Raw genomic sequence first — 20457 nt, forward strand, 5'->3', positions numbered from 1 at the left:
TTCGTCCATTTAACTACCATTAAGAAAGTCGTAAAAGTGTACCTGAATCAGTGCTAGCAATCCACCTGCAGTCACCGTATCATGCGGCATAACCACGATATTTTAATGCCTCAAAACAGCTCGGAGCGGTTGATGTTCTGGAACAAGAAAACCTCACGGACAACTAGCAGCAACGCAGCCTCGTTTAGCGATGTGCAACAACAAGCGCTTAATGCATTTCGTTTACCCGGTTGGCAGCAAGCGTTGCCACGCGATTGGTGGCAACTGAAGGAACACGAAATTAGCCTAGAATTACCATTTTCTGTGCACACATCTTTACTTGATCCGCTGCGATCGCTGCCGTGTTTCGCCAACTTCAACTTGCAGGTGAATTGTCAGGTCGAAAAACTGCCTAATTCACAGCCGGATTTACCCTTGATTTACGGCAATGTCATTGTGGTCTCATCGGGTAAAGGCGGGGTCGGTAAATCATCAGTAGCAGTTCAATTGGCGGTTGCCCTTGCCGAGGCGGGTGCCACGGTCGGCTTATTAGATGCAGACGTTTATGGACCATCGTTACCAACCATGCTCGGTGGAGCGGACGAGAAGCAATCCACCTCAGCGCAAAATAAACTTATTCCGCATCACCGCCATGGCGTTTACGTAAGCTCCATGGGGTATCTAGCTGATGCCAAAGAAGCCGCCATTTGGCGCGGACCGATGGCCAGTGCCGCGTTACAACAACTCTTTCGCGACACCCAATGGCCGCGCTTAGACTATTTAATTATCGATATGCCACCGGGCACGGGCGATATTCAGCTCACTTTGGCGCAGAAGATTCCAGTGACCGGAGCCATTGTTGTCACAACACCACAAAACGTTGCGCTCGCGGATGCTGAAAAGGGCATCGCGATGTTTCGTAAGGTGGGTATTCCGATTATTGGTTTGGTCGAAAATATGAGTTATTACCATTGCCCGAAATGTGGCTTTAAAGAAGCTATCTTTGGTCGTGATGGCGGGCAAAAAGTGGCTACTGAATATGCAGTGCCTTTACTGGCGCAGCTGCCCCTTGCCAGTGCATTACGTGAAGCCCTAGATGAAGGCCAACCGCTGTTATCAAGCGAACCCGAACATGAATTGAATCAGCCGATACGCGCGCTGGCTGCAGCTGTAGCTGGGCAACTTTATTTGCAGGAGAAAGCAAAATGCGGTTAACCGATGGTCAAATTGTACAATACCTAGATGCTCAGCGTATTGGCATTGAACCTCGCCCTAAGGCAGAAGATATCAGTGGCGTGACAGTAGATATCCATCTTGGTAATGAATTTCGCGTGTTAGAAGATCACGCGGCTCCCTATATTGACATTAGTGGCCCGCGTGAGGCCATCGAGAGTGCGATTCATCAGATCATGAGCGATCCGATCGTCCTTAAACCGGAGCAAGCCTTCTTTATTCATCCGGGCGAGTTTGCCCTCGCGGTGACGCATGAGAGTGTCACTTTACCCGCTGACATGGTCGGTTGGTTAGATGGTCGTTCTTCATTGGCACGTTTGGGGCTCATGGTGCACGTTACAGCGCATCGGATTGATCCAGGTTGGTCCGGTCAAATCGTGTTGGAATTTTTCAACAGCGGTAAACTACCGTTAGCCTTGCGGCCACATATGAAAATTGGCGCATTGAGTTTTGAGTTGCTTGATGAGCCCTGTGAAAAGCCCTATAGCAAACGCAAAGATGCGAAATACAAAGATCAACGTGGGGCCGTGGCGTCGCGTATTAGTGCCGACGAAACCAATTCATCGCGCTGAGTTTTTGCGCGCCCAATAAAAAAGCCCGCTGGTGATAACACGCAGCGGGCTTTTTGCTATCTGTAAGCGAGTTAACGCAACGGGCGCGCGTGCGACGCACCACCGAAAATAGCGTTCATTAGCGTGATGTTCAAACCATCTAAGTAGGCACGATAGGTCGGCTCTTGAGCGAAGCTGATCACCATTCCACGACCACGCGGCTGCCACATCAAGTAAGGCTTATGCGCAAGCTGCTGCTTGTTCTCAGCCCACAAATAACCACTTGCGAGTAACTCGTCTGCGCTGGCGTAGGTCAATAGATTGCGACCGTTGTTGATGGTTAGTGGACGATAAATTTGGTTGCCCACGGTAATGCTGTTGACCGTCGCTGGTACTCCGGCAGTCAGCCAATGTTCTTGGTCAACATCGAGCTTGGTGATCACACCAGAAGTCCAATAGGGGTCAGTATCGGCACCATTCACATAATTGTGCAGATGCTCAGTCGTTTCCAACAATAAGCCTTCCACTTTAGGTTGTTGATGCACTTCAACTGTTTGCTCTTTTGCTTCGCTTTCTAGCGCGCTGGCTAACAATTGCTGTTCTACCGCCCAAGCAGTTGAATTACCCATAGTGATCAACACACCGCCACGTTCAACCCATTGCTTCAGGTTCGCTGCACCATCGTCACCAAAAGCACCAGCAAGACTGCCGTAGCTCGAAGGTAGAAGCAGTACATTGTAGTGGCTTAAATCAGCGCGTCGCAGTTGATCAGCACGAATGGCGGTTACCGGATAACCAATTTGGCGCTCTAGCACAAAGCGTGTGTGACCTGCGTTGAGGCTGCTAAAAGGCTCGTCCCATGCCATCGCTATACGCGGCGCATGAACCTTTTGTACATTATTCGAACCGAAGTTCGGACCCTCGGTAATCCAACTTGAATCAACTCCATTTATGGTAGCACCGGTTCTCTGCGCTAATGTTGTCAACCGTGCGGCAACATCATCACCATTTTCCGCGAGGGTAAAAATAAGCGAACCTGCAGGGTAGCGCTCACCTGACTTCAAGGTGAAAGCGAGGTCACTTTGTTTGACAGTTAAACCTTCGCGTAGGGCTGCAGCCAGCAAACGTGCACTATTCATATCGCCCCATGGCGCTAAGAACGCGACTTTTGCGTCAGCATTATTGAGTGTGCCAGGTTTAATGATGTCGGTATTCGCCAGTTGCGTATCAACGCGTGGAGCACGTTCGCAACGTTGCTGCTCTAAGTTAAACATCAACGGCAGTGACCATGCAGTGACATCATAAATTTGGTCAGGCAGGTTATTCGCGCGCAAGCGTTCCTGTTCATCGAGGAAGTCTTGTGCCATGTTCACTTGCTCGTCAAGCAGTGTGCGGATCATATAGTGTGCCGGTTGCGCACTATCGATGACCAAGCTTCCTGCAGCGAAATCTTCACCACAAGCTTCGAACGCTGCGTTACTTTGCTGTACGGTAACGCCATGACGCGTTAACAAACCAGCGAGGCGCTGCGCACCAGCAGGATCGCGATCAGCATTAATAAAGACGTAACGCTCATCGCTATCACGACCATCGGCAATCGCTTGTTTGCGGTAATTCCAGAAGTTAGTCAACAAACGCTCGCGTTCGCGACTCGCTGTTTCGATAGTGGCTAAGGATGCGACAAAATGACGTTGTACACCATCACCGTAAGTGAGAATGTCGCCGTCTTTAGTGCGGAAGTGATGCCCACGAGCAGACGCCATTTCGTAGGTCATCGCCAGGGTACCGTGATAAAGCGGCCAGCTTGCACCGTATCCAGGATAGAATGCATCGAAGATCTCACGGGTAAAGTAGTCGTAGCCGTGACGGTCAAACCATTTTCCGTTGTTCTCACCTATGGTCCACAGTGATTCGCGTTGGCTCGCAGCAATCAAAGGGTTATAGGGACGTGCCTCAGGAGTAAAGTAATAGCTTTGATCGCCTCCCATTTCATGCAAATCGACAAAAATCAGCGGGTAAGTGTCGAGCAGGGCATCCACTTGTCCGGCAACTTCGGGCTGGGTTAATGCTAACCAATCGCGATTTAGGTCAAATAAATAATGGTTGCTACGACCGTTTGGCCAAGGCTCATTGTGCTCCGCAGAAATACGATCGCTACTGTGTTCAAGACCTGCGGTCATGTAGTAACGGCTGACAAAGCGCCCTCGGCCGTCTGGGTTTTGCACCGGATCGATAAATACCATAGTGTTATCGAGCATAATGCGCGTGGCATCGTCGTTGGCTGCAAGCAAATGCCAAGCCGTCAGCATCGCCGCTTCCGGTGAAGAGATCTCGTTACCGTGTACGCCGTAAGAAAGCCAAATACTGCTAGGTAATTCCGCGAGCAAACGTTCAGCCTCATCACTGTCTGTTGCTTGTGGGTTGGCTAAAGCTTGCATGCCAGCGCGGTAATCAGCGAGTTGGCTGATATTGGTCGCACTTGAAATAGCGACATAATAGAGTGGACGTTCTTCCCACGTTTCGCCATAAGTGATAATGCGCACTTGCTCAGGATGACTTTCAGCGAGTGCTTGAAAATAGTCATAAATGGCTTCGGGACTAGAGATCCGCGACCCCATTGGGTAGCCCAAGACCTGCTCGACGGTCGGGGTTGCTGAACGGTATTCAGTATCTAGCCCGAGCGTGTCAGCGGTGACGGAAGTGGAGCCTAAGGTCGCTACAGCAATGAGTGCAGCGAGTACGGTACGTTTCATTAAAGTTCCCCTTTGTTTTTCGTTGTTATAACGCTGCGAGTGCTTTATTTAGCGTGTTCCGCAGGCTTACTTTGTCATGTCTTTGCGGCGCATTACGATCCGCTTCAATCCCATTAACGTGTGGCAAGGTTAACTCCTTATCAGCATGATTGGTGATCACCATATCGATAAGTTGAAAACCAACTTTCTCTTCCAGCCAGCGAATTCTTGCGCTCACTGGCAACTGTCCGGCGGGACTTTGTTCAGCTAGTAGATTATCAATAAAAATGACCGGTGCACTATGCGAAGCGATAGTTTCCACGATTTTATCCACCAACAACGGCGGCATGAGTGAAGTCAAGAAACTTCCCGGGCCAATGATAATCAAATCGCTTCGACGTAAATGTTTCAGCGCTTCGGGAGTGGGTTGCGCTGTTGCTGACAGGCGCAGACTCTTGGGCATGTGATGGAGCTGATCAACCAGCAACTCACCAAAACATTCGAGTCCTTCATGGGTATCGGCAATTAAATCAACCGGGATTTCAGACATCGGCAATAATCGCGTGTTGATATTCAACAAACGACTTAACAGTTGAATGCCATCGAGAGGTCGAGCGCTGAGTTGATCAAGTGTATACAGTAGTAGGTTGCCTAAGTTATGCCCCTGCAACGCAGATTCTTCGTTAAAACGATAATTGAGTACATCAGCTGCAAGCGGTTGCTCCGTAAGCTGTGACAGACAGTTACGAATGTCACCCCAAGCGATGGTTTGATGGGCACGGCGTAGGAGGCCGCTGGCGCCGCCGTTATCGGTTGTGGCTACGATGCCGACTAAACGATGCTGTAGAAACTGTAAGCTAGACAACACGCGGCCAAGTCCGTGACCGCCACCAAGCGCGGTTACACATTTAAGTTCGGTTAATTGACAGTCCATTTCACCTGCTGTGGTCGTCATTTGCGACTCCATCTTAATCGTAATGCTACTTTATGCCGAGTTGCGGACGCGATCAATCCTGCTGTTTTCAAACAAATTCACAACAAACTAAGCATGATTTAAAACTTTGGCTAATAATTAAGCGTGATTTTTTCTTTGTAAAGCCAACGTAAACAACGCGACAGGGGTTGCAAGCTGTGCTAAATATTGTTTACACTAAACTCATATATCGAGAGGTATATTAACATGTTATCAAAACATCAATCATGTAAAGCTTTTGTAATTTCTGTTGCGGCTTTGTCGTTAGCTGCGTGTGGAGGTTCGGATGATGAGCCAAACGTTGCAGACACTGCTACTTTCACGCTCGCGATTAGCGATGCGCCAGTTGACGAGGCAGACGCGGTAATTGCTTGCTTTAGCGCCATTGAGCTGGTCGGTAATGGTGATGGTCAGCAAACTTTTGTCATTGGCGAGTCTGATAACACGTTAGCAAGCAATGATGTTTGTAAGGATAGCGACGGTGAGACCATCCCTAACACTTATGGTGTGGATCTGATGAGTTACACCGGTAGTGATGCGCTTGATTTAGTCGCCGGTGTCGAAGTTGCAGCAGGTACTTACGGCCAACTACGGCTGGTAATGAGTGAAGGTTCATATGTGCAAGTGGGGGAGCAGCAAATTCCGCTACAAGTACCGTCAAATGAACTGAAATTCGATAGCATTACGCTCGATGCCGGTGGTAATGCCGCCTATACCGTTGAGTTTGATTTGCGCCAAGCCTTGGTGAACCCAGTGGGACAAGATGTCTACTTCTTGAAGCCCCGCGGTGTGCGTTTGGTGAATAATTTAGAAGTAGGGCACGTGGAAGGCAGTATTGCTGAAGCCTTACTCATTGAGAATTCTTGTTCGGTCGCGCCAAGCGACACGACAGAGCCAGTGGCTGCAGTTTATCTCTATGAAGGAAGTGATTTAGAGATAACTGCCCTGGCAGATGTAGGTGGGGCAGAGACACATCAGCCGTATGCCGTTGCAGCGGTGTACTTTGATAACGTCTCTGCCTACACCTTTTCTGTCGGTTACGTTGCGGCAGGTGATTACTCTGCAGCGTGGACCTGCCAGACGGATGACGATCCCGAGGCAGATGATGACATCACGTTTCAAGGAATTGTAGACGTGAGCGTCAGTGGGGATGAAACGGTTACCACCGTGGATATCTCCGGATAAACAACCTGACGTTCATGCGTTAGTACGTGTTTATCAAATGTTCTCCAATTTAAAGCCCCGCAAGGGGCTTTTTTGGCTTTTTTTTCCGTCCAATTCACGCCATACTTGAGCTCGTTTGTTTTCTATCGAGCTAACAGCTATGACACTATCAATACTTACTTTGCTACTTGCTGGATTTACTGCGCAAGATTCCTGCTCAACAGCTGCGGAAGACGTGTGTAGTTATGACACCACGCAACTTTGTCAGGTTGAGGCCAGCGGACAACCGCCCATGCAAGTTGAAATTGCAGATAATTTTGATAAGCGAGCGCGTGGTTTGATGCACCGTACTGAGTTAGCACCCCATCAAGGGATGTGGTTTGTTTACGACGAGGAACGTCCTGGCTACTCCGGATTTTGGATGTACAACACTAAAATCGCGCTCGATATTGCTTATTTAGATGCACAGATGCGTGTCGTCAAAACCTTCACCATGCGTCCTTGCACCAGTGTAAATTCACGTAATTGCCCGAGTTATCGACCGGGTACCAATTATAAAAGTGCGCTCGAAATGCCAGCAGGCTATTTTGCCGAGCATGGTATTCGTGAAGGCGTCCAACTACAACAATGTGAAAACAAGGAGTAACAACCGATGAAAAAACTTTCGGTACTGGCCGCCAGCATGCTAATTGTCGCATGTTCGCCTGCCAGTGAACCTGAATCGACTACAACCCCGCAAGTTGAGGTCGACCCTTACAGTTTTAACGAAAACTATCGCGATTACCTGCAGACATTAAGCTCCGATGAATTCGAAGGACGTGCGCCGGCGAGTAAAGGTGAAGAATTGACCGTTGCTTTTGTCGAAGAAAAATTTCGCGCGTGGGGTCTACAACCCTATGACGCAGAAACCAATAGCTATCGCCAAGAAGTGCCTTTGGTGAAAATGACGCCCTACAGTGTTTCAGATATGAGCTTTGGCTCCGCTGAGTTAGCTGATTTTACCTATAAACAAGACATGATGGCGTGGTCACCGCGAGTACAAGAAGAAGTCTCGCTCAACGACAGTGAAATGGTGTTTGCTGGCTACGGTATTGTAGCACCGGAATATGGCTGGAATGATTATGAAGGTCTCGATGTTGCCGGTAAAACAGTCGTGGTATTAGTCAACGACCCAGGTTACGACAGTGGTGATCCTGAAGTTTTCAACGGCAAAGCTATGACCTATTACGGTCGTTGGACCTATAAGTTTGAAGAAGCGGCGCGCCAAGGTGCTGCGGGTATCCTCGTCATTCACGAGACAGGGCCTGCTGGTTACGGTTGGGGCGTGGTTGCAGGTGGCTCACCATTGCGTTTTGATTTAGCGCGTGAAAATAAAAATATGGATCGTGCCGAAATTGAAGGTTGGCTCACAGAGGAGGCTGCGGACAGGTTATTTGCTCGCGTCGGCTCTAGCTATGCTGAGATGCGTGCGCAGGCACAACAACCTGAGTTTGAACCCGTTGCTTTGAATGCGGCGGTGTCCTTGACCGTACAGACTGACTTTGAATACCTCAACTCACCGAACTTGATTGGTTATATTGAAGGTAGCGTCAATCCGGAAGAGCACGTGATTTACATGGCGCATTGGGATCACATGGGGATGAATCCGATTGCGAGTGATGACCAAATCTACAACGGTGCGCAAGACAATGCGTCGGGTACCGCTGGAGTCATGGCAATTGCTGAATTCTTTGCCTCGCAACCACAACCGGAGCGTTCGGTCGTGTTTGTATTAGTAACCGCGGAAGAACGTGGTTTGCTCGGTTCTGATTGGTACGCTGATCATCCAATGTTGCCGCTTGGTAAAGCTGTTGCGGGCATCAACATGGACGTGATGAACGTTTATGGACCGATGAAGGACATGGTCGTGGTTGGGCATGGCAATTCAGAACTTGAAGAATATTTAGCGCGTTATGTTGAGAAACAAGACCGTTACGTAGCGCCTGAGCCTACCCCGGAAGTTGGCTCGTTCTATCGCTCAGATCACTTCAACCTAGCTAAGCGTGGTGTCCCGATGCTTTATGCAAAAGGTGGCAACGATCACATTGAGTTTGGTGAAGCATACGGCAAAGAACAACGTGCGCAATATGTGCAAGAGGCGTATCACAAGCCAGCAGATGAGTACGATCCAGAATGGGATTTACGTGGTGTGCAGCAAGATATGTGGCTGTACTACTGGATTGGTGATGAGCTGGCAAATTCTGACGCGTGGCCAAATTGGTATGCCGGAAACGAATTCCGTGGTATTCGTGAAGAGACTGCGGCCGAGCGCCAATAATCTCAGGTGGTAACACCCGGTAGACGGCGGTGACACTTTGCGGTTGCCGCCGTTTTTATTGTCTTGAAAAAAACTAAGTAATATTGAGGATTCCAGTTGTTTTCTGTTGCAGAAGTCTTTGGTGTTATCGCACTCATTCTTAATTTTATTGCCTATCGTCAAGGTACGGCCAATCGCTATCGTATTGTTTCCGCAATAGCGCTCGGTTCATTATCTATCCACTTTTTCATGCTGGATGCCATCGCTGGTGGTATTGTCACTGGCATTGCGGTGTTACGTAATTTTATCGCACTGCGTTGGCAAGGACCGCTGGTGTTGTGGGGCTTTGTCGCACTCAATATTGTGTTTCTCATTATTGAATGGCAGTTTCCAATTGCAGCCCTTGATTTTTCGCTAAGTGGAGTCGCGATCGCATTTTCAGACCAGCCGAGTCATTGGTCGATCTGGATTGCCTATGCTTCGTCGATCATTTTTACGGTCGGCTCGATTAAATTAAACGACCCTGCACTGATTCGGCGTTGGTTTTTACTCGCTGAGTTCTTGGGCTTGGTTTACGCAATTATTGTCGGCAGTGTTTCGGGAACTGTTTTCAATATCGTGAATCTGAGCAGTATCATTCTTAAATTGTTACAGGATCGCAAGGCGCAACACTTGTAATTGTATGCTTGCGCCACAATAGTATTAGTAACTCAGTTAAACGAGACGATGTAATGTTAATTTATATTCGCCAATGGCAAGAAAAAATGAAGCCGCAGCCCAATGCAAATCCGCTTGTGGTGTTATTGAGCTGGTTCGTGTTTGGCCTATTTTTGCTATTAGCGCTAGGCTTAGGTCTTATTTTCTTGCTGGTCGGTTGGATACTGCTACTACCGGTGATGTGGCGCAAACGCCGCGAATTGAAACAGGTATGGCAATTCAATAAAGCAGCGCGCCAAGCACAGCGAGATGCGCAGCAACGCTATCAGCAGCAGCGTGAGCAGACCCGTAATCGCAGCGATGATTCGGTGATTGAGGGTGAATACAAAGTTAAAAACGATGATTAGCCCGATAGCCGGGCTCATCACCGCGGCGACGGAACAGACGTTTTAACACCAGCCAAATAAAATCGATCAAAACCACAATCGCTAGCGCAATCAGTGCGCCCGTAGCTATCGCTTGCTGCGTCAGCGGCACATTAAAGCTGTACTGCTCCATAGTTCCCGTGAGTAACTCCTCATCATGTTGCCAGACGAGAGCCCACAATTGATTTGGGTAGCTCTGTTGTTGTAGCTGCAACTGTTGCTCAAACGCGTTCACCCGCACCACTAGTTTTTCAATAATCGGTGCCTCATCACGAAAGGCCGCCTCATCACTTGTTTGATGGGCGCGGATCAGTGCTTGCATATCGCCGTCAAAATGAGTGTCAGCAATGGTTTGGTAGTCTCTATAGTAAACCATGGCTTCGGCATACTGTGCTGCTAAGCGTTGTTGATATTGGGTCAATAGATTAGGCGCTTGAATACCCAACAGTAGGGCTGAAGCGGCGACACAAAGAATAAAATAACGATAGATCATGCTAAAGGTTACCTCTGAGACCAGAGATAACCTTAGCATGCAGTTTGAAATGCGACTAGTCTTCGGCGCGCACCTTAGGTGGGAAAGTGCGACGCACTACGTAGAACAGCAATGGTACGAAAAAGATAGCTAAAATGGTGCCACCAATCATACCACCGATAACACCGGTACCAATTGCTTGGCGACTCACCGCACCAGCGCCACTTGAGAGTGCTAATGGCAGCACACCGAAGGTGAATGCGAGTGAGGTCATCAGAATTGGACGTAGTCGCAGTTTGACCGCCTCTAACGTCGCTGCAAGCAATTCTTTACCTTGTGCCTGTAAGTCCTTGGCAAATTCCACGATCAAGATAGCATTCCGTGCTGAGACCCCGACCGTTGTCAACAAACCAACCTGGAAATAAACATCGTTTTCGAGACCACGCATGGTTGCGGCAATCACTGCACCTAAAATACCTAGCGGGACTACCAGCATAACTGAGAACGGAATCGACCAACTTTCGTACAAGGCCGCTAAGCACAGGAATACTATAAGTAGCGACAGCGCGTAGAGCAACGGCGCTTGGTCACCAGAGATTTTTTCCTCAAGCGATATGCCTGACCATTCATAGCCAATACCCTGTGGCAATTTACCGATCATTTCTTCCATAGCCATCATCGCATCACCAGAGGCAAAACCTGGTGCTGCCTCGCCTTGAATATTCATCGCCGGTACACCGTTATACCGTTCTAAGCGCTGTGGACCAAAAGTCCAACTGGTACTTGCAAAGGACGAGAAGGGCACCATTTCGCCATCATTATTACGCACAAACCATTGGCTGAGGTCTTCAGGCGTCATACGACTTTCAGGCACTCCTTGTACGTAAACCTTTTTCACTCGACCACGGTCAATAAAATCATTGATGTAGGTTGAGCCAAAACCGTTGGCGAGGGTTGCGTTGATTTGATCGATGGATAACCCTAGCGCCTTAGCTTTTTGAAAATCCACTTCAATTTTGAACTGTGAGGTATCTTCCAAGCCATTCGGACGAACACCGGTAACGGTATCGTTTTGCGCCGACATGCCTAGCAATTGGTTGCGCGCTTCCAACAAACCCTCGTGGCCCAAACCACCGCGATCTTGTAAGTACAAGTTAAAGCCGCTGGCATTGCCTAATTCGGGAATCGACGGCAAGTTGAATGCAAATACCATGGCTTCACGAATTTGGCTGAAGTAACCCATTGCTTGGCCGATGATGGCATCAATTTGTAACTCAGGGCTGGTACGTTCAGACCAATCTGTCATCCGCACGAATGCCAAACCAGCATTTTGCCCTTGGCCACTGAAACTGAAACCAACCACCGAGAACACCGAACGGATACCAGCAGCTTCATCGAGGAAATAATTCTCGATTTTTTGCATAGTTTGGAACGATTGCTCTTGCGTTGCGCCGGCAGGAAGCTGCATTTGCGTTAAGAAGACACCGCGGTCTTCATTTGGAATGAACGAGCTTGGCATGCGCAGGAACAAAAAGGCCAGCGCAGCCACCAATACAAAGTAAATCACGATAAACCGAGCACTGCGTTTAATAATGCTTTGTACCGAGCCAGTGTATTTTTCAGTGAGACGGTTCAGGCCACGGTTGAACGCGCCCATGATGCCTTTGTTCTTTTTCTCTTCGTCTATTGGCTTCAGCAAAGTCGCACACAGCGAAGGGCTAAATATAATTGCCACCAACACCGACAAACTCATTGCCGAAATAATGGTAATTGAGAACTGTCGGTAAACCGCACCCGTTGAACCACCGAAGAACGCCATGGGTACAAACACAGCCGCCATGACCAAACCGATTGCAACCAATGCGCCAGTAATCTGTTGCATTGACTTAATGGTGGCTTTGCGTGGCGAGAGTTTTTCGTCATGCATTAAACGTTCAACGTTTTCGACCACCACGATGGCATCATCCACCAACAGGCCGATGGCAAGTACCAAACCAAACATGGTGAGCGTATTAATACTAAAGCCTAGCGCTGACATGATGCCAAAGGTACCCAATACCACGACTGGAATCGCTAAGGTCGGAATTAGCGTAGCGCGCAAGTTCTGTAAAAATAGCAGCATCAACAAGAAAACGAGGACGAAAGCTTCAAACAGAATCTTCACCACCTCAGTAATCGAGGTTTCAACGAACGGCGTGGTGTCATACGGAATCACCAACTCAACCCCTGGTGGGAAGAATTCTTCTAATTCAGCCACCCGTTCTTTGACCGCGGCAGCTGTTTCTAGAGCGTTGGCACCTGTGGCAAGGTTGACGGCCAGACCAGACGCCGCTTGGCGGTTATAACGTGCAATCGTCGAATAGTTTTCGCCACCGAGCTCAACATGTGCCACGTCGCTAACTTTGACGGCAGAACCATCTTGATTGACGCGGAGCAGAATGTCCTCGAATTGGTCGACGGTTTCTAGCCGGGTTTGAGCAATTATCGAGGAGGTGAGTCTTTGACCCTCCACTGCTGGTGTACCGCCCAATTGACCGGCGGCAACCTGGTTATTTTGCTCGCGTAACGCTAAAACCACATCCGTGGTGGTGAGGTTGTAGCGCGTCAATTTTTGCGGATCGAGCCAAATGCGCATAGCATAAGGAGCACCAAACAGACGTACATTACCCACCCCTGGCGTGCGAGCGATCGGATCTTGGATGTTACTTGCGATGTAGTCACCCAAGTCAATTTGGTTGATCTCGTCATTATTTGAAATCAACGCTAACACCATCAAGAACGAGTTATTGGCTTTCGCCACTACCAGTCCTTGGTCTTGCACTGCCTGAGGCAATAATGGTACGACTAACTGCAGCTTATTCTGCACCTGTACTTGCGCAATATCAGGGTCGGTACCCGCCTCAAAGGTCAAGGTGATACTCGCGTTGCCGGCAGAGTCACTAGTAGATGAGAAGTACACCAGATTATCAATACCGTTAAGATTTTGCTCAATAACCTGAGTGACACTTTCTTCAAGTGTCTCAGCAGTTGCACCGGGGTAGGTCGCGTTAATCTGAACCGACGGTGGCGCAATTTCTGGGTACTGTTCGACCGGTAGCTGCGTTACCGCCAAGCCACCCGCGAGCATTATGATAATCGCGATAACCCATGCAAAGATGGGGCGATCAATAAAGAATTTTGCCATGTTTTACTTCACTTCTTCGGTTTGAACTTTGGCGCCAGGCTGAACTTTTTGTAAGCCTTCGACGATCACTTTGTCTCCCTCACTCAGACCGTCACGGACGATCCAGGAGTCACCAGACGTGCCGTCCACCTCAAGGTAACGTTGTTCTACTTCACCTTCGCCGTTGACCACTAACGCCACAGCGCGACCACGCGGATCACGTGTAACCCCAGCTTGTGGGGCGAGTAGTGCGTTTTGCAACGCGCCCGTATCTACTTCGGCAGTAACGTACATGCCCGGCAAAATAGCGCGGTCTGGATTGTCAAACTGAGCCCGTAAAGTAATCGTACTGGTGCTTGGATCAACAGTGACTTCATTAAATAGCAGCTTGCCTTCAGCAATGACCTGATCGCTACCGTTGGCAAATAAACGCACGCGAGGCTGGTTGTCGGCGTCGGTTGTTACTTGACCGTTGGCGATGGCACGTTGCAATTGCAAATAGGCTTCACTTGCTTGTTGCACATCAACATAAATCGGGTCCAACTGATGAATCGTTGCCAATGCTTGTGCTTGGCCGACACTCACCAGTGCGCCCTCTGTCAGCATTGAGCGACCGATGCGGCCACTGATAGGTGCATAGACTTTGGTGTAGCCAAGGTTTAATTCAGCCCGTTCAAGCTCGGCTTCGGCAACTTTGAGCTGCGCTTGTGCTTGCAAGTAGCTCGCTTCAGCTTCATCGAATTCCTGTTGGCTGACGGCTTTTTCAGCAAGTAAGCCTTCAAATCGTGAGAAACGCGCATTCGCGGCGCTCAATGTTGCGTTCGCTTGGGCAACCGAGGCCTTGGCTGAAGCTACGTCAGCTTCATAATTAGCTGGATCGATTTGGTACAGCGATTGACCTTGCTCAACGTCACTGCCTTCGGTAAAAAGTTGTGCTTGCAAGATGCCACCCACCTGCGGACGCACTTCTGCGGTGCGATAAGCGGTCGCACGACCAGGCAGGGTCACGTTCAAGTCAACATTCTGTGGTTTTAAAGTGACAACACCGACCGTTTGTTGTTGCTGCTGTTGGTTTTGCCCTTGCGCTTGTTCTTGGTCGCTACAACCTGCGAGCAAAAGCATGCCAGTAAAGACAGCAGCGGCAATCGGTGATAGGGTACGTTGACGCATTAATGACTACCTCGTAATTTGTTTTTCTGCGTAAAGAGAATCGTTTTACAATCGTGGATAATTATACATACATACATGAATGTTTGTAAGTGCGAATGGTGAATTTATTAGGGTTACGCACAGAATATGGTAAAAGTTTATGTCAAAAAGTTTTCGTTTGAGTCTTATCCTTGCAGCTTCGGTGGTTTTATTTGCGCTACTGGCCTTTATGTTGCTACAGGAGCCGGACAGAAATAATTCGAGTGCACGCAATCAGCTTTACACTGATCTTTTAGAGCGCTCCGGGATTATGAACCGTGATTTACCGCGCCTACTCGATGAACAGACGCGTTTTGAGCGCGCCGAAGTAGCAAATTATGGTATGCGTTTTATCTACACCTTGGTTCGCATTGATCGCTTCGTTCATGACGAAGATGCTATCGAGGCTGAAATCTATCCGCAGATGCTGCGGGAGTATTGTCAGGGCGAAGCTTTGGCGTTTTATCGCGAACGCGCTGACTTTGTTGAATTTCGCTATCTTGATCAAAATGAACTAGGGCTGTTTACCTTACGCTTTGAACCGAATGACTGTTGATAGGACACCACATGACTAAACTGACTGTTCTTGCTGTTGCGCTGGGCATGAGTTTTGCTGCTTCTGCGCAAGGGCAAAGTATTACCTATAAAGACCAATCCGACTTGCATGATATCGCCGCGGCTGTCTCTGCTGAGCGTATCGAGCAAGACATCACCAAGTTGGTGAGTTTTGGCACCCGTCATACTTTGTCAGAGACCGAATCTGAAACCCGTGGCATCGGTGCTGCTCGACGCTGGATTAAGGCTGAATTTGATAAGATTTCTGCGGCTTGTGGTGGTTGCCTCGAGGTGTACTACCAAAGTGAAGTGATTAGCGGTGAAGCACGTATTCCTGACGCGACTGAAGTGGTCAGTGTGATAGCCGTGCAACGCGGTAAAGTTGATCCGAATCGTTATGTCATCATGTCTGGTGATATCGATTCGCGCGTCACCGATGTGATGGACTTTGAATCTGACGCACCTGGTGCCAACGATAACGCTTCGGGCGTCGCTGGTGCTCTAGAAGCCGCACGCGTCTTAAGTCAATACGAGTTTGCTGGCACTATTGTTTACGCAGCTCTTGCGGGCGAGGAACAGGGCTTATTTGGTGGCCGGATCATGGCTGAGCAAGCGCAGCAGGACGGTTGGCGCATCAAAGCAGTCCTCAACAACGATATGATTGGTAATACCGAGGGCATCAACGGTGTTATCGATAACACCACCGCACGTATTTTTGCTGAAGGCACGCGCATGGATGAGACCGAAGATGATGCACGTCGTCGCCGTTTTACCGGTGGTGAAGTTGATTCACCAAGTCGTAATCTGGCGCGTTACATCGATTGGATGGCCGATCGTTATATCGAAAACTTAGACACTATGGTGATTTATCGTCTAGACCGCTTCGCTCGTGGTGGTCACCATCGTCCGTTCAATGACCTTGGCTTCCCGGGGGTTCGGATCATGGAAACCAACGAGAACTACAATCGTCAGCACCAGGATTTACGTGTTGAAGACGGCATTGCCTATGGTGACACCCTCGATGGCGTTGACTTTGATTATGCCGCCAAGCTGACCGCCTTAAATGCTGTCTCACTCGCGGGCATGGCTTGGGCACCAAGTCCACCAGCGCAGGTGCAGATTTCCGGTGCAGTCAGTGCCGATACTACGTTAAAATGGCAGGCACCAAGCGCGGCTGAAGCGGACCATGTAGCTGGCTACCGCGTTTACTGGCGCCATACCGATGCGCCAAATTGGGAATTCAGCCGCGACGTCGGCAATGTGACAGAGTACACGCTAGAAAACATTGTCATCGACAACTACTTTTTCGGCGTCGCAAGTGTCAGTAAAGATGGTTACGAGAGTCCTGTGGTGTTTCCAGGACCAGCGGGAGCTTTTGGCGAATAAGTTTGCATGAAAGTAGATGATGCACGTGCCAACCGTTGGTTGGCACGTATTCTTGAATCCAACCACCTATTATGGATGATTTTCGTTGCTTCACTGCTCGAGTCAATCATCATTCCAATCCCATTAGAACTGGTGCTCATCCCGCTGCTGATTCATGAGCGCGAGCGCTGGTTTGCGATTGCTACGGCAACACTGGCCGGCTGTTTAGTCGGGGCCACGATTGGTTATAACCTTGGCTTGTTCTTCTTTGATACTGGTGGTCAGTGGTTGATTGATTATTTCGGCTATCAGCAGGCATTCTCCGAGTTCACTGCCGATTTTAAAGAGAACGGTTTTGCGACTTTGTTGCTCGTTGGTATCACGCCCATCCCATTTCAGGTGGGCATGTTAGCAGCCGGTAGCACCGAATACCCATACTTGTTATTTCTTGCTGCAGCTTTCATTGCTAGGGGCGTTCGTTACTATGGCTTGGCCTTATTGGTGTACTGGCTCGGTGAGCGTGTTCTCGGCTGGTGGCAGCGCCATCAAAATCGTCTCGGACTAGGGGTTTTGGTCGCGGGGGTAGCTATCTATTTGATCGTAGTACTTTCGTAACTACAGACTTAACTTCAGGTTTAACACCACTGACTCGTCGCAATGACTTGGGCAAAGGCCTCTAGGCCAGCAAGTTCCTGTAAATCTGTAGCAAATAATGGCAAAAAACACTTGGGAAGGTCATCGAACAACTGGTTGATCTGCTCACGATAAACTTGTTCTTGTTGCCGCCGTTGCGCGAGAAATTCGCCATCAGCATTACCGGGCAAATTACGATTAATAAATAATGCTGCAATCGGTAATTTCGCCTCACGCAACTGCTGCACAGCGCGCTCCGTTTCCAACATTGGCAGTTTTTCTGGGGTCAACACAAAGGCGATAGCTGTTTGCTGGGGATCTTTAATTCGCTCGCGCGCACGCTGGAATAACTGTTGCCGTTCACGCAGCCGTGCCGCAATTTTTGCCTGCCGATCGCCAAGTTGCGAAGTGCCGTGCTGTTGCGGCTCCGCTAACGGGTGATTCGGACTGCGTTGGCGCGAGGCACTTAAGTGATCAACCATGCCTTGCAACTGTGCCGACTTCTCACTCGCTTGCAGTAAACCTTGCGTCCAAGCTGCCATTGCCTCCGGTAGGATCAATAACCGCAGGGTATGACCGGTCGGTGCGGTATCGAAGATTAAATGGTCATAACCTTGTTGCTGAGCGCTGTCGATCCACTTTGCCATACTCTCCAATAAAGCCGCCTCTTGAGTTCCCGGAGATTGTGCAGAGAGCTTCAGTTGCCGTTCAATTTGCGGGTACATGGTGGGTTTGGCGAAGTCTTTCATGGCGCGCAGCACTTCATCGATGTGCGCTTCGACTTGAGCATCAGGATCTAACTCTAAGGCGTCGACTTGCGCATTGATGGCGGTTGGATGAGCTCCTATGGGGCGGCCAAAAGCATCAGCAAGGCTATGCGCCGGGTCCGTCGAGACCAATAACACGCGTTTACCTTGTTGCCCAAGTAGCAAGGCGAGGGCGCTACTGACTGAAGTTTTGCCGACACCGCCTTTGCCACCCAAGAAGATAATGGGCGGCATTTGGTTAAGCCATGAATCCTGCATCAGCAACACCTAAATTCATCAAAGGGTGAATGTTCCATGCCCATGCGTAAATGCCATTCATGGAATTGTTCAAGTAGCAGCGGTTGTAACTCGAGAGTGTAATAGCTTGCTGGGTTGGGTATTCCCATCAGCTCACTGTAGACATACAGCATAAATAAATCATCTTGCTCGCGTTTCGCGCGCGCTACCGCTGCACGATAGGGTGCATTGTAATACTGATTGGCAAGCTGACTCGCATTGACGAGCCAGCTTTTTATCGCTTGTATTTTCATTCGTTTACAGAGTTTCGAGCACGATTCAGTGCTGCTGTAGCTTCTAGGGCAATCCAAATAGCCGCTACTAGCACCAATAAATCAAGACTGAACAAGAACCAGTCAGCAGTATCGTAAAAACCTTTGAGTTGTATTAGTAACGCAAAAATGGTCATCACCAATAGAAACACGAGCGGGATCAGGGTGACGTACATCGGGCGCTTTAACTTCACCAACATAACGGTGATCACTAATAACGTGAGACCCGCGAGCAGTTGATTGGTGGTGCCAAATAAAGGCCAAATCGCCAAGCCACCAGAACCATCCGCGCCGCCGGCACCAAATGCCAAGATGAGACAAGAGCCAACCGAGAGCAGGGTGGCAGGTGCTGCTTTTTGCATCCAGCTGAGGTTATAAATGGCGCCCCATTCTTGGAAAATATAACGCTGTAAGCGCAGGCCCGTATCCATAGTGGTGCCAGCAAATAGCACCGCCATGACCGTCAACAGTGTTTCTGACAGTTCCACATCAAGACTCAAACCTTCTTGCAGGATACGTGCACCGCCACTGACGAAGGCGGTGACACCGCCTTGGCCAAAGCTGTGGTACACCGCTTGCCAATCTGCCAAAGTTGCGAAGCCCGCGGTTACCGCAATAATAGTAGCCAGAGACAATGAGCCCTCACCAATGGCACCAAAATAACCGACAAAACGTGCATCGGTCTCTTTATCGAGCTGCTTCGAGGTGGTGCCTGAAGCCACCAGCCCGTGGAAGCCAGAAATTGCGCCGCAGGCGATGGTGACAAAGAGTAGCGGTACGATTGATGGCGTTCCTTCGGGAGTGTTGGTATTGAACGCTGGCGCTACCAGTTCTGGACCACTCAATAACACTGCACCGTAAAGCAAAAATAAGCCGATAAAGAGTTGCAAGCCATTGATGTAATCACGCGGCTGCAACAACATCCAAACTGGGAGCAAAGACGCGATAGCAGCATAAAAGAACAGAATGAGTATCCAAGTGGCGTTATCCGATACTCCCATGACCGTCTCAGGCAAGCTAAGCGGTGCTGACGGCCCGGCAAAAATGAGCGCATAAAGCGCGATGACACCTAGAATTGAAACCGTGCCTAGGTTCATCCACTTTCTAAAAATGACCTGACCAATAATCAAGGCAACGAAAATTGCGCCCCAAACTGGAATCACTGAGCTTGGAAAGTTAATCAGAAGTCCTGAAATGGCCGTGGCGAAGACTGCGTTTACCATCAGTAACACCAGAAAAATCACAATCATAAACAACGATTGCGAACGCTTACCGACAACGTCGCCGGTGAGCGCGCCAATGGACCGTGCGCGATTTCGGTTTGACGCCCAAATAGCGCCGGCGTCATGCACTCCAGCGAAGAAAATGGTGCCGAAAATGACCCATAAAAAGGCGGGGACCCAACCCCAAATCACCGCAATCGCCGGTCCGATAATAGGTGCAGCGCCGGCTACGGAAGTAAAGTGGTGGCCCCAAAGGACGTATTTATTGGTCGGCACAAAGTCAACGCCATCTTCAAACTCATGTGCCGGGGTGCGGAAATTCGGGTCCAATTTGTAGATCTTTTCAGCCACAAATTTGGAGTAAAATAAGTAACCGAGGAGCATCCCCCCGAGGCCTAGCAACATCAGTAAAATAGCGTTCATAAGACACCTTTTTCGTTTATGATGGCGTAATGCTTTATTGTCAGCCCTCATGATAAAGCAAAATGATGCAAAACTGACATTCGACCAAAGTATAGCTTGCTGTAAGGATT

The 20457-nt window shown here is 49.3% G+C and carries 18 protein-coding genes; 10 read left to right on the top strand and 8 right to left on the bottom strand.

Annotation, left to right across the window (positions count from 1 at the left end; genetic code table 11):
- Positions 1-105 precede the first annotated feature (105 nt).
- Positions 106-1194, top strand: coding sequence for an iron-sulfur cluster carrier protein ApbC (apbC, locus tag ACJ8W9_RS02675; RefSeq protein WP_411368958.1), 1089 nt, complete (start codon positions 106-108; stop codon positions 1192-1194).
- Complete coding sequence (dcd, locus tag ACJ8W9_RS02680) at positions 1185-1784, top strand: dCTP deaminase (protein ID WP_034729578.1); 600 nt, start codon at positions 1185-1187, stop codon at positions 1782-1784. The genes apbC and dcd overlap by 10 nt, the downstream gene beginning before the upstream one ends.
- 71 nt (positions 1785-1855) lie before the next feature.
- Here dcd and ACJ8W9_RS02685 read toward each other — a convergent pair whose 3' ends face one another.
- Both ACJ8W9_RS02685 and ACJ8W9_RS02690 read right to left on the bottom strand, forming a co-directional pair.
- Positions 1856-4516, bottom strand: a complete 2661-nt coding sequence (locus tag ACJ8W9_RS02685) for a M14 family zinc carboxypeptidase (protein WP_411360290.1) — start codon at positions 4514-4516, stop codon at positions 1856-1858.
- Between the two features lie 25 nt (positions 4517-4541).
- Positions 4542-5450: a gluconeogenesis factor YvcK family protein gene (locus ACJ8W9_RS02690; protein WP_411358365.1), complete on the bottom strand. Its 909-nt coding sequence runs from the start codon at positions 5448-5450 to the stop codon at positions 4542-4544.
- Positions 5451-5675: 225 nt separating this feature from the next.
- Between ACJ8W9_RS02690 and ACJ8W9_RS02695 the strand changes: the two genes are divergently transcribed.
- The 5 genes from ACJ8W9_RS02695 (at position 5676) to ACJ8W9_RS02715 (ending at position 9992) form a co-directional block, all read left to right on the top strand.
- Entirely contained in the window at positions 5676-6653 is a 978-nt protein-coding gene (locus ACJ8W9_RS02695; RefSeq protein WP_411358366.1) for a DUF4382 domain-containing protein, read from the top strand.
- A 139-nt stretch (positions 6654-6792) separates the two neighbouring features.
- A complete protein-coding gene (locus ACJ8W9_RS02700) occupies positions 6793-7278 on the top strand; it encodes a DUF192 domain-containing protein (protein ID WP_411360292.1) in 486 nt (161 codons plus the stop codon).
- A 6-nt stretch (positions 7279-7284) separates the two neighbouring features.
- Positions 7285-8949 (top strand): M28 family metallopeptidase, encoded by a 1665-nt coding sequence (locus ACJ8W9_RS02705; protein ID WP_411360294.1) that lies wholly within the window; start codon positions 7285-7287, stop codon positions 8947-8949.
- Positions 8950-9045: 96 nt separating this feature from the next.
- Complete coding sequence (locus ACJ8W9_RS02710) at positions 9046-9606, top strand: YgjV family protein (protein ID WP_411358369.1); 561 nt, start codon at positions 9046-9048, stop codon at positions 9604-9606.
- 53 nt (positions 9607-9659) lie between these two features.
- The gene (locus tag ACJ8W9_RS02715; RefSeq protein ID WP_034729566.1) at positions 9660-9992 is read left to right on the top strand and encodes a hypothetical protein; all 333 of its coding nucleotides are present in this window, start codon (positions 9660-9662) and stop codon (positions 9990-9992) included.
- Here the strand turns inward: ACJ8W9_RS02715 and ACJ8W9_RS02720 are convergent.
- Genes ACJ8W9_RS02720 through ACJ8W9_RS02730 form a run of 3 tightly spaced genes read right to left on the bottom strand, consistent with a single transcriptional unit; the run spans position 9976 to position 14815 of the window.
- Positions 9976-10503, bottom strand: a complete 528-nt coding sequence (locus ACJ8W9_RS02720; RefSeq protein WP_411358370.1) for a DUF2937 family protein — start codon at positions 10501-10503, stop codon at positions 9976-9978. The genes ACJ8W9_RS02715 and ACJ8W9_RS02720 overlap by 17 nt on opposite strands.
- 55 nt (positions 10504-10558) lie before the next feature.
- Complete coding sequence (locus ACJ8W9_RS02725; protein WP_411358371.1) at positions 10559-13666, bottom strand: efflux RND transporter permease subunit; 3108 nt, start codon at positions 13664-13666, stop codon at positions 10559-10561.
- Between the two features lie 3 nt (positions 13667-13669).
- On the bottom strand, positions 13670-14815 hold the full coding sequence (locus ACJ8W9_RS02730) for an efflux RND transporter periplasmic adaptor subunit (protein ID WP_411358372.1): 1146 nt from the start codon (positions 14813-14815) through the stop codon (positions 13670-13672).
- A gap of 139 nt (positions 14816-14954) precedes the next feature.
- Here ACJ8W9_RS02730 and ACJ8W9_RS02735 point away from each other — a divergent pair, with 139 nt between their 5' ends.
- Genes ACJ8W9_RS02735 through ACJ8W9_RS02745 form a run of 3 tightly spaced genes read left to right on the top strand, consistent with a single transcriptional unit; the run spans position 14955 to position 17368 of the window.
- Positions 14955-15389 carry a hypothetical protein gene (locus ACJ8W9_RS02735; RefSeq protein WP_411358373.1) on the top strand — a complete coding sequence of 145 codons (435 nt, stop codon included), beginning with the start codon at positions 14955-14957 and terminating at the stop codon, positions 15387-15389.
- 47 nt (positions 15390-15436) lie between these two features.
- On the top strand, positions 15437-16774 hold the full coding sequence (locus ACJ8W9_RS02740; protein WP_411360936.1) for a M28 family metallopeptidase: 1338 nt from the start codon (positions 15437-15439) through the stop codon (positions 16772-16774).
- 6 nt (positions 16775-16780) lie between these two features.
- Positions 16781-17368 (top strand): YqaA family protein, encoded by a 588-nt coding sequence (locus ACJ8W9_RS02745; protein WP_411358374.1) that lies wholly within the window; start codon positions 16781-16783, stop codon positions 17366-17368.
- A gap of 20 nt (positions 17369-17388) precedes the next feature.
- Here the strand turns inward: ACJ8W9_RS02745 and ACJ8W9_RS02750 are convergent, their stop codons facing one another.
- Genes ACJ8W9_RS02750 through ACJ8W9_RS02760 form a run of 3 tightly spaced genes read right to left on the bottom strand, consistent with a single transcriptional unit; the run spans position 17389 to position 20347 of the window.
- Positions 17389-18411, bottom strand: a complete 1023-nt coding sequence (locus ACJ8W9_RS02750) for an ArsA family ATPase (protein WP_411360298.1) — start codon at positions 18409-18411, stop codon at positions 17389-17391.
- Positions 18411-18683: a cory-CC-star protein gene (locus ACJ8W9_RS02755; RefSeq protein ID WP_411358376.1), complete on the bottom strand. Its 273-nt coding sequence runs from the start codon at positions 18681-18683 to the stop codon at positions 18411-18413. The genes ACJ8W9_RS02750 and ACJ8W9_RS02755 overlap by 1 nt, the downstream gene beginning before the upstream one ends.
- A complete protein-coding gene (locus tag ACJ8W9_RS02760) occupies positions 18680-20347 on the bottom strand; it encodes a carbon starvation protein A (protein ID WP_411358377.1) in 1668 nt (555 codons plus the stop codon). The genes ACJ8W9_RS02755 and ACJ8W9_RS02760 overlap by 4 nt, the downstream gene beginning before the upstream one ends.
- Between the last annotated feature and the right edge of the window lie 110 nt (positions 20348-20457).

Origin of the sequence: Pseudidiomarina salilacus, assembly GCF_047323925.1 — a bacterium.
GTDB classification, from domain to species: Bacteria; Pseudomonadota; Gammaproteobacteria; order Enterobacterales; family Alteromonadaceae; genus Pseudidiomarina; species Pseudidiomarina salilacus.

Bases quoted from the DNA above. Each gene is read 5' to 3' on its own strand.
- ACJ8W9_RS02750 (WP_411360298.1), bottom strand. From the start codon at position 18,411: ATGCAGGATTCATGGCTTAACCAAATGCCGCCCATTATCTTCTTGGGT.
- ACJ8W9_RS02700 (WP_411360292.1), top strand. From the start codon at position 6,793: ATGACACTATCAATACTTACTTTGCTACTTGCTGGATTTACTGCGCAA.
- apbC (WP_411368958.1), top strand. From the start codon at position 106: ATGCCTCAAAACAGCTCGGAGCGGTTGATGTTCTGGAACAAGAAAACC.
- ACJ8W9_RS02725 (WP_411358371.1), bottom strand. From the start codon at position 13,666: ATGGCAAAATTCTTTATTGATCGCCCCATCTTTGCATGGGTTATCGCG.
- ACJ8W9_RS02730 (WP_411358372.1), bottom strand. From the start codon at position 14,815: ATGCGTCAACGTACCCTATCACCGATTGCCGCTGCTGTCTTTACTGGC.
- ACJ8W9_RS02715 (WP_034729566.1), top strand. From the start codon at position 9,660: ATGTTAATTTATATTCGCCAATGGCAAGAAAAAATGAAGCCGCAGCCC.
- ACJ8W9_RS02755 (WP_411358376.1), bottom strand. From the start codon at position 18,683: ATGAAAATACAAGCGATAAAAAGCTGGCTCGTCAATGCGAGTCAGCTT.
- ACJ8W9_RS02735 (WP_411358373.1), top strand. From the start codon at position 14,955: ATGTCAAAAAGTTTTCGTTTGAGTCTTATCCTTGCAGCTTCGGTGGTT.
- ACJ8W9_RS02740 (WP_411360936.1), top strand. From the start codon at position 15,437: ATGAGTTTTGCTGCTTCTGCGCAAGGGCAAAGTATTACCTATAAAGAC.
- ACJ8W9_RS02695 (WP_411358366.1), top strand. From the start codon at position 5,676: ATGTTATCAAAACATCAATCATGTAAAGCTTTTGTAATTTCTGTTGCG.
- ACJ8W9_RS02745 (WP_411358374.1), top strand. From the start codon at position 16,781: ATGAAAGTAGATGATGCACGTGCCAACCGTTGGTTGGCACGTATTCTT.
- ACJ8W9_RS02690 (WP_411358365.1), bottom strand. From the start codon at position 5,450: ATGACGACCACAGCAGGTGAAATGGACTGTCAATTAACCGAACTTAAA.
- dcd (WP_034729578.1), top strand. From the start codon at position 1,185: ATGCGGTTAACCGATGGTCAAATTGTACAATACCTAGATGCTCAGCGT.
- ACJ8W9_RS02685 (WP_411360290.1), bottom strand. From the start codon at position 4,516: ATGAAACGTACCGTACTCGCTGCACTCATTGCTGTAGCGACCTTAGGC.
- ACJ8W9_RS02720 (WP_411358370.1), bottom strand. From the start codon at position 10,503: ATGATCTATCGTTATTTTATTCTTTGTGTCGCCGCTTCAGCCCTACTG.
- ACJ8W9_RS02705 (WP_411360294.1), top strand. From the start codon at position 7,285: ATGAAAAAACTTTCGGTACTGGCCGCCAGCATGCTAATTGTCGCATGT.
- ACJ8W9_RS02760 (WP_411358377.1), bottom strand. From the start codon at position 20,347: ATGAACGCTATTTTACTGATGTTGCTAGGCCTCGGGGGGATGCTCCTC.